This is a genomic window from Bacillus sp. JZ105 (assembly GCF_053903125.1).
In genome coordinates this window covers 384,304-398,927 of sequence record NZ_CP096387.1, presented here as the reverse complement: position 1 = coordinate 398,927, position 14,624 = coordinate 384,304, and the positions used below count along the sequence as shown (strand labels likewise).

Here is a 14,624-nt window from a genome sequence, read left to right as displayed (position 1 = left end):
ACTGCTAATGTGCACCCCTGCCTGATCTAAAGTTTACAAAACGGCTTCTCTATTTTTTTGATTGACGATCTTTTGGATCATCTGGGCATTTTGGGCTGCACATTCTTTGTTTTTGAACATGTCAGCATGCTGACCATAGCCTTGATAATAGCGATAAGCACCGGTCGTCGCTTCTTCCCAATGATCCATCCAGTCTGGAATATCAATTTGCTCTTCTGATTGGATGAAATCAATATCTGCTTGTATCTTTCCTTGATTCACCCCCTTAACAAATGTTTCATAATAGGCCCGCGTTTTTTGAGCAAGCGCTTCTTGAACGAGCTCTTCTTGGGCAAGTTCACTTTGCTTTGATTGATGGACAATCGCTGCGATATCGTCATCAATGGATCGTCCTTCTAAATCACTTTCACCAATTTTCTTATAGGAATCGATCATGATGACCTTTTCCACCGTCCGTCCTGCTTGTTCAAGCGATTGAACGAGCTCAAAGGCCAGATAGCACCCGCCAGAGTAGCCCATCAAAGTCAGCGGCCCTTCAGGCTGAAGGTGCTGAATATGCTGAACGTATTGCGTCATGCGTTGATCAGCTTCAATAAAGTCAAAGGCAATCAAACGAACGCTATCAAGCGTTTTGGCAGCTTCCTGATAGATAAAGCCGTAGCCCGGTAATGGCGGAAGAGCAAAGACTGTTGGCGTTTGAGATTCATTGAATACAAGATAGCCGGCAGCTTCGTGATCCTGCTGTTGAATATAACGGCTGATGGCTTCGATTGTCGGCGTCTCAAACAGCAAGTGAATAGGCACCTGAACATCGAATTCCTTCGACACCTTTGATAAAAGTGACATTGCTTTTAAAGAATGTCCTCCAAGCTCAAAGAAATGGTCATCTGTACTGATATCATTTCGTTCAAGTACTTCACGCCACATGACAAGCAGCTTTTGTTCTATCTCATTGGCCGGAAGCTTCACATGGCGGTTTCCTTGAGGCGTCTCCGGCTTTGGCAGCTGACGTTTATCAATCTTTCCGTTTGGTGTCAGCGGCATTTTCTCAAGTCTGATCAGCTCATGAGGCTGCATATAAGCCGGTAGTTTCTCCTTCAGCCCTGACTTGATCACATCAACTTTGTCCTTCCACTCCTCTTCACACGTCATATAGGCGAGCAGTCTTGTATGCTGCGAGCCATGCTGATCCGTCATAAGGGCAGCTTGCTTTACGCCCGGATGCATGAGAAGGTGGGCTTCAATTTCTGTCAGCTCAATTCGGTGGCCGCGAATTTTCACCTGATCGTCCACTCTGCCTGCATACTCAATCAGACCGTCTGCTCGAAAATAAGCCAAATCACCCGTACGGTACAGCCTTTCTCCCGCAGCAAATGGATGTGTGATAAAGGCTTCTTTTGTCAGATCAGGACGATTCAAATACCCCTTCGCAAGTCCTTTGCCGCTGAGACAAAGTTCTCCGACCATTCCAATCGGCTGAAGCTGTCCGTGCTGGCTCAATATATAAGCACCCGTTTGGTTAATCGGCTTTCCGATTGGAATAGAATGCGCTTTGATCGGAGGCGCTTCATCTACAGGATAATAGGTGGCGAAAACCGTTGATTCAGTTGGGCCGTAGACATTGATTAGTCTGCCTTTCCCCATGACATCAAAGGCTTTTCTCACATGCTGTACAGATGCACGCTCACCTCCGAACAGCACCTTGCGCACACTGCGCATCCAATCGGTTTCTTCATCAATAAGAAGATTAAATAAAGCAGTTGGAACAAACATGACAGAAATGCTTTCTCTTTTAATCAGCTCCGTCAGCTCATGCATATCTAAAATGGTGTCTTTTTTCGGCAGGACAAGCTTTGCTCCGTTTAAAAGTGCACCGTATACATCAAAGGTAAAGCCATCAAATACGCTGTTGGATAGCGACAGTAGTGTATCTGTTTCTGAAATGGTTAAGTAGTTCGTATTTTTGACCACCCGGGCAATATTGGAATGGGTTGTCATGATGCCTTTTGGCTGACCCGTTGTGCCTGATGTATACATGATATATGCCGTATCGTGTAAACCTGCTTCCAGCGGCAGATTCTCTGAGCTCATTAGTGAAATCTCCTGATCATCTGCAAACAGATACGTGCCAGCAAACCCGAGTCCCTTCGCCTGACCAATAAAGGATGAGTGAGTCAGAAGATGCGTCGCTCCGCTGTCTTTAAGCATGTATTGAATACGGCTTTCTGGATAGCCGGGATCAATTGGCACATAGGCTGCGCCTGCTTTTAAGACAGCAAGCAGACTGACAATGAGTTCAGGCGTTCGATCGGCTAAAATGGCGATGATCGTTTGATGTTCGGCTCCATTTTTTTGCAAATGTCGTGCCAATCGATTGGCTTGTTCATTCAGTTCAGCATATGTCATCGTTTGCTCTTCTGCTGATAGCGCCACTGCATTTGGCTGTTTGCGGACATTATGCTCAAACCATTTCGATAAATACAGCTGGTCATGCTCAAGCTCAGGTGCATTCCATTCCTCAAGAATCAGCTGTTTTTCCTGTTTTGTGACGAATGGGAGTGTATGAACCGATTGATCAGGATGCTTGACCGCCTCATGTATCAATAGGCTGAGCTGTTCCTTTAACTTATGAACAAATTGAGGATCAAACGCTCTTTGGTTAAAGGCCAGCTTCAATAGTAATTCTTCTCCAGGCGATGCGAGCAGATTGAGATCATAGTTTGATTTTTCATAGACATTCATGTCCTCCACCGTGAACCCTAATCGTGCTTCTTGCTCGTCCTTCTTTGCGGCTGGGACATTTTCAAACACAACAATATGATCAATGAGCTGCTGCTGACCTGACTTTGCCTGAATATCATAAATCGGAATATATTGGTGCGGCTCGGCTGCAAGAGACTGCTGTTGTGTTTCTGACAAGAGCGCACGAAATGTCATGTGATCTGTCAGCTGAATTCTTCTTGGGATGACATTGATGAACAATCCAACCATCCTGTCAACGCCAGCCAAGTCTGCTGGACGTCCTGACACAACTGTTCCAAACAGCACATCATTTGACCGCTGATACCTGCTCAGCAGAACCGACCAGACTGATTGAAGCGCACTGCTTAACGTTGCATTTTGCTGCAGCGCTAACTCTGATAAAGCGGCCGTTTCTTCTTTGCTCATGGACCACTCAATTTCGCCTAATTCATGTTCATTCGTTTGTTTCCGCTGTTCTTTAAAGGTCGATTGTCCATCAAACCCTGCTAATGATTGCTGCCAATATTGAAGTGATGCTTGCTTATCTTGTTTTTCCAGCCACTTTATATATTCTTTATATGGTTTGACCGGCTCTAACTTGTAAGGGATGTCATGTAAAAGTGCATGATAAATCGCAAATAACTCCTGCACCACAAGTCCAAAGCACCAGCCATCCAGAAGGATATGATGATAGCTCCATATCCAGCGATAGCTGGCAGGGCCCGTTTGGAAAACAGATGCCCGCATGAGAGAATCCTTCGAGAGGTCAAATCCTCTCAGCTGATCGTGTTGTTTGAATTTCTCTATACGTTCAAGTTGTTCGTCTTCAGAAAGATCTTGCAAGTCCACAACATCAAGTGTAAAAGGACGTTCTTTTAGTACAACTTGGACAGGGCGCTTTACTTTTTCGTGGAGAAACACGGTACGAAAAATATCGTACCGCTCCACGATGATATTCATGCTTTTCTCAAGTAAGTCATAACGCAGTGTGCCCTTAACGTTCATATCCATTTGCTCTACATAAAAGCCCTTTTCCTGATGATGGAGGGTATGAAACAGCATTCCTTCTTGCATCGGTGACAGATAATACATGTCTTGAACTTGATCCCTTTTAAATTGACTCATCTATTTCATCCTCCCTTCCTTTTTTATGATTCATCTCGTGTTGTTAAGTCAATTTCTCCTCAAGCATGTCAAAAATGTCGTCCATTTCATCCATTTCAAGGTCAGCCGCAGAGAAGTCACTTGGCGTAAATTCCCGTTCTTGCTGCGCTAAGCAATGGGTGATGATGGATTGAATTTTCCCCTTCAACAATGCCATGAACTGCTGTATCGTCTGTTCTTCATATTCACTTGCACAATAGGAACAAGACAAAATGAATCGATTTTGTTGAACAAGACCACTAAGGTTCAGCTTATAAACAGCTTCCGAATCAGGGCTTGCTTGTCGTCCCATATCATAAGTCGACGGCCCAAAGAGTTCTGTCGTCACTTCCTGATCAATCTGCCCAAGATAGTTCAAGCTGATTTCAGGCTGTACATGCTGCCCTGACGGTTCAGCGGCTGTCATGTATTTTAAAATCCCGTAGCCAATTCCTTTATTTGGCACACGCCGCAGCATTTCTTTCGTTCCTTTAATAGCATCAGCTATGGTCTGATCCGGCTTCGTTTCAAGAACAACTGGATACATACTCGTAAACCAGCCAATCGTGCGAGAGACATCCAGCCCTGATAAAATATCCTCTCTACCATGACCTTCTAGCTGCACATGTACATGGGACTCACCTGTCCACTCTTGCACAGCAAGACCGAGAGCACATAAAAGAATATCATTCATTTCCGTTGTGTACGGCAGATGAATATCGGTCAAAAGTTGCTCAGTTTCTGTTTCTGTCAGCTGCATTTGAACCGATTTGGTTTCGATAACTTTTCTTTTTGTCACTTCATGATCAACAGGTAATGCGGTTAATGGTTTGCTTTCAATTTCTGCCCAATACTCCTGCTGATTTTTTAATGGCTGTGACTGTGCATAACGTTCAATGGCCTCTGCCCATTCTTTAAAGGAATGAGTTTTCAGCGGCAGGACAAGTTTTTTTCCCTGAGCTGCCTGCTGATATAGAGACATAAAGTCCTCTAGTAAAATTCGGCATGAGACACCGTCAATGACTAAATGGTGTGTCACGATGAGTAAATGATCGCCATCTTCTGCATGGAAACAAATCACTTTCATTAACGGACCTGTTTCGAGGTTCAGCTGACGCTGATACTCATTGGCATATGTGGAAACAGCCTTTTTCACGTCGTGCTCTTTTGAGACATCATGAGAAATAATCGCCAGCGGTTCCGGAAGCTCCCGCTGGTTGTATTGCAGGATGCCGCCTTGTTCCTGCTTGTATACCATGCGAAGGGCATCATGATGTGAAAGCAGTGTTTGCATGACTTGTTCAGTAATAGAAAGGTCAAATCCATTTGGCGAATGAAGCATCATCGAGAGATTCCAATGGTGCTGATCGCTGAATGCTCGTTCAAAGAACCAGCGTTGAATCGGTGTTAAAATGACTTCTCCTTCGACAGGTGATTGGTCGGCTGTGAGAAGATCGGCTTCCTCGATATATGGGCGAAGCTCCGCAATCGTTGGGTACTGGAATAGAAGTTTCATATCAAGCTTCCAGCCTGCTTGCGTGAGTCTGCTTGCCATTTGGATGCCTTTAATCGAATCTCCGCCAAGGAAGAAGAAGTGATCGTGAATGCCGACTTGGCTGACGCCAAGGACATCTTCCCAAATGCCGCAAAGCAGCGTTTCCACTTCATCTCTTGGGGCTTCGTATACCGTTTGGTTCGCTTCGATATCAGGGGCTGGCAATGCTTTCAGATCGACCTTTCCATTGGCCGTCATTGGGAATCGGTCTAGTTTTATGATCCATGATGGCACCATGTATTCTGGTAACGTGCGTTTTAGGCTTTCTTTCAGGGCTGCTGTTTCTTCAGCCGTGATGACATAAGCGATAAGCGCATCTTGATCACTCGCATCTTTGACTGTTGTCACGACGGCTTCTTTGACCGAATCCAGCGTCAGGAGCTGGGCTTCAATTTCTGACAGCTCAATACGGAAGCCGCGGATGTTGACCTGATGGTCTATTCTGCCGAGATAGATCAGCTCACCATCCTCTGTCCATTTCACTAAATCCCCTGTGCGGTACATGCGCTCGCCTGGATAAAATGGATCTGGGACAAATCGTTTGTCGGTTTCTTCCGGAAGATTCCAATAGCCTCTTGCCAGTCCTTTTCCGGCGATCACGAGCTCGCCTGGTACACCTGGCGGCGACAGGTCGTATAAAGAGCCTGTGATGTAGAAACGTGTATTGGCAATCGCTGTTCCAATCGGAATCGTGCCTTGTTCTGGATCGATCATTCCGCTTGTCGCTACGACTGTATTTTCAGTTGGACCGTAGTTATTGACGAGTTTGTATGGGACTGGCTTTACCTGTTTCAGCTTGTCTCCGCCTGTTAGTAAATAACGCAGAGAATGGTTGTCCATTGACATAAACTGCTCGCATAACTGAGTCGGCAGGAAGGCAATGGTGATGTTTTCTTTATTGAAATACGCATTGAGTTTGATCATATCGAGACGAATCGCTTCGTCAATAATGTGCAGCTCTGCGCCGGCGATCCACGTTGGGAACATCTCCCAAATGGAGGCGTCAAAGCCAAAGCCGGCATATTTCGCGGTTCGATCATCTTTCGTCACTTGGAACGCATCATTGTGCCAGAATGCAAGATTCACAAGGGACTGGTGCTCGACCATGACACCCTTCGGCTGTCCTGTCGTCCCGGACGTGTAAATCATATAAGCGAGATCTGTTGGCTTCACATGAATCTGAATCTCGTGAGCTTCTCCTTCTACGGCATCTTCTATGAACAGCACTTGACCTGTAAAGGAAGGTGGTGCAGTAAGCTCTTTTTGCATTAGAAGTACCTCTGCCCCGCAGTCTTCCAGCATGTATGCAATACGCTGCGCTGGATAGTCTGCATCAATTGGAACGAATGCCGCACCTGCCTTGAGAACGCCAAGAACAGCTGCCGTCATGTCAAGGGACGGACGGGTGAGAATACCGACGCGGCCGCCTGGTTTTGTGCCGTTTGCGATGAGTCTTGAAGCGACTACATTCGCCCGGCTGTTCAGCTCTTTATACGTCCAGCTCGTTCCGCAGAAGGTCGCTGCTTTTTGGTGCGGTGCTTCTTGTGCCTTAGCTTCAATCAAGGCATGGACGGTTTGATCTGACGGAACGTTGAGGTCTGGTCCTGACCATTCATTGATCAGCTCTCGTTTTTCCTCTTCAGTTATGAGAGATAGCGCTGAAATTGGCTGATTCAGCTTAGCCAGCATATCGTCTATGATTTTTTCAATATACCTGCTCCAGCGCTGAATGGTGCTCTTTTTAAACAGAGCCGCTGCATACTCAAAGCGCAAGCCCACTTGGTCATTTTCTTCAAATACACCGAGCGTTATATCAAATTTTGTATGAACGGTATCTTGCTGCTTTTGCGACAGCTTGAGTCCATTCAAATCCGGTATCGTCAGGTCACGGTCATCTGTTGTCAGCATGACACTAAACAATGGATTGCGGCTCGTGTCTTTCGGAAGATCTAACTGAGCCACCAATTCCTCAAACGGGAATTCTTGATGTTCATAGGCTGATAGGCTGCGATCTTTCATTTTTTCAAGCAGCTGCGCTGTCGTTTCTTCTGGCTGCACTTCGTTTCGAAGAGCCAGTGTATTGACAAACATGCCTGGAACCCGTTCGATCGAAGCATGCGTACGTCCTGCGGTCACAGCGCCTATGACGATATCTGTCTGCCCAGTTAACTTGGAAAGGAAAATGGCAAATGCCGTTTGCATCACCATGTTCAAGCTCACACCTTTTTCCGCCATAAGCGTTTTGATGGACTGCACCTTTTCAGCAGACAACCATCTATCGACTCGCCCTCCTTCAAATGACTGAACTTGAGGGCGCGGAAAATCAAGGGGCAGTGCTAAGTCTTCCGGCGGCTGTGCATATTGCTCCAGCCAATACTGCCGCTGTTTCTCAAGCAGCGCCTGCTGCTTTTCTTCCTGCTGCCATACCGCAAAATCCTTGTAATGCAGCTGAACTGGCGGTAACGTCTTTTTCTCATACAGCTCTGCGAGTTCTTGAATGAGCAGGCTGCGTGTGACACCATCTGCAATGATATGGTGCATATCCATCATGAATACATATTTCTCATCAGAAAGCTTCGCCACTTTTGCCCTCATTAATGGTGCTTGATGTAATGAGAATGGTGTAATGAATGAATCGATGACAGACTGCTCCTGATCGCCCTCTATTTCATCAACCTCTAATGTAAACGGCACTTGGCGATAGACTTTTTGAACGGGTACGCCGTCAATTTCTACAAAGGCTGTCCGAAGTGATTCATGTCTGTCGATCAAGGTTTGAAGCGCTGCTTCCAGCTGCTTCACATCAAGGCTGCCTTCCATCATTAAAACGGCTGGCATATGATAAGTGACTGCTTCTGGATGCAGCTGCTGCAGTACATACATACGCTTTTGAGCAGAAGAGACGGGATAGAAATCTTGCTTTTCCGCTGGCTGAATGGATGTCACCACCGAAGAATCCGCTTCTTCCAAGTAGGCTGCCATTGCCCGTATGGTTGGTTTTTCAAAAAGGACTTTGAGCGGCACATGCTTGTTCAGCTTTGCCTGCACCTTCGAAATGAGCACCATGCCCTTGAGGGAATGACCTCCCAATTCAAAGAAGTGGTCAAGAACACCTATTTGTTGAACCCCAAGAACTTCTGACCAAATGTCACACAGCGCCCGCTCAAGTTCCGTTTCTGGTGCCACATGCGCCGCATGGTTCATATGCACCTCATGCGGAAGCGGCAGAGACTTCACATCCACCTTTCCGTTTTGAGTGAGTGGAATGTGATCGACTTTCACAAAGTACGTTGGAATCATATAATCCGGCAGTGTCTCCGCAAGATTTTCTCTAAACGTCAGTGTTCCAATGTGTTCAGGCGCTGTGTAATAGAGTGCAAGCTCCGGCAACCCGGACAGGTGCAGGATTTTTACATAGACTTCTTGAATAGATGCCAGAGTACGTGCGGCATGCTCAATTTCCTGTTTCTCAATGCGATAGCCGCGGATTTTCACTTGATCATCGACTCTTCCAAGAAACTCAATATCTCCATTTGCATGCTGTCTGACCAAATCCCCTGTGCGATACATTCTCTCTTGAGGGTCATATGGATTTTCAAGAAAACGTTCCGCTGTTAATTCAGGCTGATTCAAATATCCTCTCGACACGCCTTCTCCAGATATATAAAGCTCTCCCGGCGCACCATATGGGACAAGCCGCTGCTGCTGATTGCATACGAGCGCTCTTGTGTGAGCAATTGGCTGTCCGATCAAAGATCGTTCCTTCAAAGCGTCCAGCTCTTGCGGTGTGATCAGCTTGGTTACTGTACCAATGGTTGTCTCAGTCGGACCGTAATGGTTCATTACTGCCACGCATGGATGCTGCGTCATAAATGTTTCAACATCCTCAGGAATCATCGATTCTCCTCCAAGTACCACGAGGCGTAAAGCATTAAATGAATGTTCCTTAGAATCTGCGATCATATGAAATAAGGATGGTGTCATTTTGATATAAGTCAGCTCTTGTTCATCAATCAACCGCATCAGACGTACAGGGTCTGTATACACGTCTTCATGAGGAACATAGAGTGTTCCCCCTGCTTTTAATACAGGGAAAATGCTTGTGTAACCAAGATCATATGCATAAGAAGAAAGCAGTGCTGTCCGATCACATTCCTGCAATGTCACCTCATTTATCAGCCAGCTGACATAGTGTGATAGATTACGATGCGTGAGCTGTACACCCTTCGGCTTCCCCGTTGTCCCAGATGTGTAAATAACATAAGCGAGCTGATCAACCGATACTTCCGGCAATTCTAGTGGATGGCTTTGATGCACTGCTTGTTCAACCTGCACCACTTGAATCGACTTATGATTTTGATAGGAATCTGCAAAAGACTCATTTGTCACGATGACTTGTGCACCTGAATCCTCTAATGTGCAGCGGATTCGTTCAGCCGGGAAGGCCGGATCAATCGGGACAAACGCTCCTCCTGCTTTCATCACACCGAGCATGGAGACGATGACATAGACAGAGCGGTCAAGAAGCAGTGCCACAGCATCTTCTTTCTCGACGCCTCGTTTCTTAAGTTCACAGCTAAGTGCATGTGACATGTCTTCCAGCTCGCGGTAGGTGAGTTTTCTTTGATCATCCATGACAGCGATAGCATCCGGTGTTTCCTTCGCCTGACGTGAAAATTGGACATGGAATGGCTCATGACGATTCGTCTGCCCTTCGGCTTTTTTCTCCAGACGCTCTATTTGTTCATGCTGATCCAGTATACGGAGCAAGCCGATTTGTTCCTGTGGATGACGAACCGCCTCCCGAATAATCGCCAGAAGATGAGTTCCGAACCTGCGGACGGTCTCTTCTTTAAATAATGCCGCTGCATAGTCAAAGCTCAGCTTTAATGCTCCCTCGCGTTCAAATGCTTCTAAAGATAGATCAAATTTGACCGAGTGATGCTGAATGGCATAAGGCGAAATGTGCAGGTTGCCGAGCTTCAGCGCCGGAACCTCCATATTCTGCATGTTAAATGACACGCTAAAAAGCGGGCTCCGAGTTGTATCACGGTCTAATGGAAGATGCGCAATTAATTCTTCGAGCGGGTAACTTTGATGTGCAAAAGCGTCAACACTTGTTTCTTTTATTTCTTCAAGCAGCTGTAAAAATGTTTTGGTTTGTTCTGGTTTTCCGCGCATCGCAATGGTGTTGATAAACATCCCCGGCATGTCCTGGATATCAGGGTGTGTCCGTCCAGCAACAGGCGAACCCACAATGATATCTTCCTGCCCGCTATAGGAGGCAAGCAGTACCTGAAAGGCGGATAACAAGAACATATACATGGTCGTATCGGTTTTCTGAAGCAGTTCATGAATGCGCTGAGTCGTTGCTTGATCACAGCCAAACATGAATCGTTCTCCAGAAAAATCACGTACTGCTGGACGCGGATAATCAGTTGGCAGCTCTAAAACCGGTAAATCTCCTTCAAATTGCTTCAGCCAATACGCTTCATGCTCCTTCTGTTTCTCCGTTTCTTCTTCACTTAGCTGCCAGACAGCGTAATCTTTATAATGAATGGCTCTTTCTGCAAGAGCTTCTCCATCATAGGCCTTCGCCAAATCTTGAATGAATGTCTTCATGGAGCTGCCATCTGTAATGAGATGATGGGCTTCCAAGACGAGAAGGTGACGGTTCTCACTGACTTTCAGGAGCTGAGCTCGCAAAAGAGGTGCCTCTGTTAAATCAAATGGCGATTGACGTTCAGTAAGAAATGCCTCCGCCTCTTCTTCCTTGATGTCATGAACAGGAAGGTCAAATTCAGTCCATTCATGCACCCTTTGGACAATGTCTTCCCCGTTCATATGAAAGCTCGTTCTTAAGATTTCATGTGTTTGGATTAACTGATTAAATGCTGATTTGAGCCGCTGATATTCGAGTGTTCCTTCAAGCGTTAAGACGATCGGAATATGATAATTCGTGCTGTCAGGTTCAAGTGTCTGCAAAATGTATAAACGGCGCTGAGCTGGTGATACCGGATATTCTTCCGCCTGCTCTGCTGGTAAAATAGGATGTCCGGTTTCTTCTTGACCATCCTGATCGATGTAAGCCGCTAATGAACGAATCGTCGGCTTCTCAAAAATCACTTGAATCGGCACTTCCTTTTGAAGCACTTCTTGAACCTTCGCAGACATCATCATCGCTTTGAGCGAGTGCCCGCCAGCCATAAAGAAATGCTCGTCTACCCCAACCGTTTTCCCAAGAAGCTCCTCCCAAATGTCAGCGAGTGCCTTTTCTGTCTCAGTCTCAGGCAGAATGATTTTGATTTCCTCGCGATGCACTTCGTCAGGCTTAGGTAAAGCTTTTCGATCTACCTTCCCGTTCGATGTCAGTGCAAAGGTATCCAGCTTCATCACATGGTGCGGCGCCATATAAGCTGGCAGTTTTTGATTCAATACATCTCGCACCTCTTCTTCTGTGTGCGTCCCTGTGAAGTATGCAATGATTTCCTTTTCATCTGAAGAAAGCTGCTGAACAAGTACAACTGCTTCATCTATCCCTGCTTCTTGGTGAAGCACTGATTCAATTTCACCAAGCTCAATACGGAAGCCACGAATTTTCACCTGATCATCGGCACGGCCGAGGAATTCGATCTGACCATCTGCACTATACCTAGCCAAGTCCCCTGTTCGATACATCCGTCCTGACGGCTTAAAAGGATCTGCCATGAATACTTGATCAGTCAAATCTGGACGTTTGATATACCCTTTTGAAACGCCATCTCCGCCCACATACAGCTCTCCTATGGCTCCAATTGGCTGCAGTCTTTGATAGTCATCTAAAATATAAGCTGACGTATGGTTGATCGGCTGACCAATTGGAATCGGACCCGTTTCATCTCCTCTTATTTCGTAAATGGTCGAAACGGTTGTATTTTCAGTTGGGCCATAGACATTCAGCAAGGTAAGTGATGGATGATGTTTTTTCACAAGCTCCGCACTTTTCACATTGATCACATCACCGCCGGTGAATAATGTTTTTAACCCGCTGAACATTTGCGGCCGCTGCTGAGCGAGCTGATTAAATAAACCAGTCGTTAAAAAGAGCGCTGTGATCTGATGTGTTTGGATAAATTGTTCGAATCGGTGAATATCCAATAAAGTATCACGGTCAACAGGATAAAGCGTCGCCCCATTCAGAAGCGTAGTGAAGATTTCAAGGGTAATCGCATCAAAGCTGACAGCTCCTGTATGCGCCATACGATCCGACGTGTTCAACCCTAATTTCTCCTGTGAGCATGCTAACCTCACAATGTGCTGATGCTCAATTTGAACTCCTTTTGGCCGTCCTGTTGAGCCCGATGTGAACATGATATAAGCCAATTGAGATGGAGACGTCTGGACCGATAACTCCGTTTGTGAGTGATGAGACATGCTGGTTACACGAACAGCTTTGATGTTTTCATCAACTGGCGGCTGGCTGTCAGCATAGAGCAAAACGGATACGCCGCTGTCTTCAAGCATCCAACGGATTCTCTTCTCAGGCTGAGCTGGATCAATCGGCACATAAGCAGCTCCTGCGTGTAAAATGGCTAAAATAGAGATCACCGCATCTGCTGACCGGTTCATATATACCGCGACAGCATCCCCTGGCTGAACGCCGTTTTCAACAAGACTGCTGGCTAAACGACGGATTTCTTGTCCAAGCTCTTTGTATGTGAATGTTCGCTCGCCTTCGACTAATGCCGGATGGTCAGGCTGCGCCTTGATACGTTCATTGAGCAGCTCAGGAATGGACAGATGCTTCGGATAATCACGCTCCGTCTGGTTCCATGCTTCAATCTGCTGCTTTTCTTCTTCTGTAATACATGTCACTTCATGAAGACGTACGTCAGGATTGTGAATGATTTGCTTCATGAGGTTGGTCAGATGTTTGGATATGTTTTCAATGACCTTTTCTTCAAAAGCCATCGCATTGTATTTGAATTTCAATGTCCACGTTTCACCAGGATAGACAAGGACATTGAGATCGAAATTCGTTTGTTCAAATCCGTCCTTTACATCAATGGAAAATCCGAGACGTGCAGACATGGTGTCACCAGACAGTTCCTGATCTAAAGGATAGTTTTCAAACCCAACCAAATGATCAAAGAGCTTTCCTCCAGCAGCTGTTTTCTGCTGAATGTCATAAAGCGGCATAAAATCATAGTTTTCTGCTTCCAGTGCATGCTGCTGAACCGTTTGAAACAACTGTTTAAATGTCTGCTCCTGATCCAATGTCACCCGAACAGGTATCGTATTGATAAACAGCCCTGCCATCCGCTCAATCCCAGACACACTTGGTGGTCTGCCTGATACGACTGTTCCGAATGTGACATCATCTGCTGCATGATAGATGCCTAAAAGAACGGACCAGACAGCCTGAAAAAGGTTCGGTGCTGTCACTTGGCATTGTCTTGCCGCATCTTGAATGCCTTGTACCGTTTCAGCGTCCCATGTAAACGTCCATTCTTGATGGTCATATTGTCCATTCGCTTCTTTTTGCTGCAGCAGCCCTTGGTGCTGAACAGCACCATCCAGCCGCTCCTTCCAATAGTCTTCCGCTTCTTGTTTGTTTTGCTTTCCAAGCCACTGGATATAGTCCGCATAAGGCTTACCTTGTGAGCGATCCGGCGTTCGGCCGTTCCGATAAGATTCATAGTAATGAAACAGTTTTTTCATCAAAACACCCATGGACCAACCATCCATGATGATGTGATGGTTGCTCCAAATCAGGTGCCAGTTAGTTTCATTTAATTGAAAAACAGCGACTTTCAACAACAGATCATTCGTTAAGTGAAATCCTTGCTTTCTCACTTGCTTTTTATATTGATCCAATACCTTTTTCTGCTCTTGATGATTCAGATGAGATAGATCTTCTCTATACACATCTATATGACGTTCAGCCAGTACAACCTGACGAGGCTTTTGTAATTGCTGATAGACAAAGGCAGTACGCAGAATGTCATATGTCCGTACGAGTTCATTGAGACTCTTGTCAAAAAGATCGAGATCAAAATCTCCGCTTATTCCAAGCTCAAGCTGTGTGAAATAAGAGGAGGAATTAGGGTCTAGCATAGCATGATACAGCATGCCCTCTTGCATTGGCGTTAAAGGATATACCTTTTGAATTTTCTGCTTGCTCATAAGTCCACCTCTTCATTTT

At 45.9% G+C, this 14,624-nt stretch carries 2 protein-coding genes; both read right to left on the bottom strand.

Going from position 1 to position 14,624, the window contains the following annotated elements; genetic code table 11:
- Positions 1–33: 33 nt before the first annotated feature.
- Positions 34–3,867 carry a non-ribosomal peptide synthetase gene (locus tag M1D81_RS01980; RefSeq protein ID WP_456265788.1) on the bottom strand — a complete coding sequence of 1,278 codons (3,834 nt, stop codon included), beginning with the start codon at positions 3,865–3,867 and terminating at the stop codon, positions 34–36.
- Between the two features lie 43 nt (positions 3,868–3,910).
- Positions 3,911–14,605: an amino acid adenylation domain-containing protein gene (locus M1D81_RS01975; RefSeq protein ID WP_456265789.1), complete on the bottom strand. Its 10,695-nt coding sequence runs from the start codon at positions 14,603–14,605 to the stop codon at positions 3,911–3,913.
- Positions 14,606–14,624: the final 19 nt, after the last annotated feature.

Coding starts and splice junctions, on each gene's coding strand:
- M1D81_RS01980 (WP_456265788.1), bottom strand. CDS start 3,867: ATGAGTCAATTTAAAAGGGATCAAGTTCAAGACATGTATTATCTGTCA.
- M1D81_RS01975 (WP_456265789.1), bottom strand. CDS start 14,605: ATGAGCAAGCAGAAAATTCAAAAGGTATATCCTTTAACGCCAATGCAA.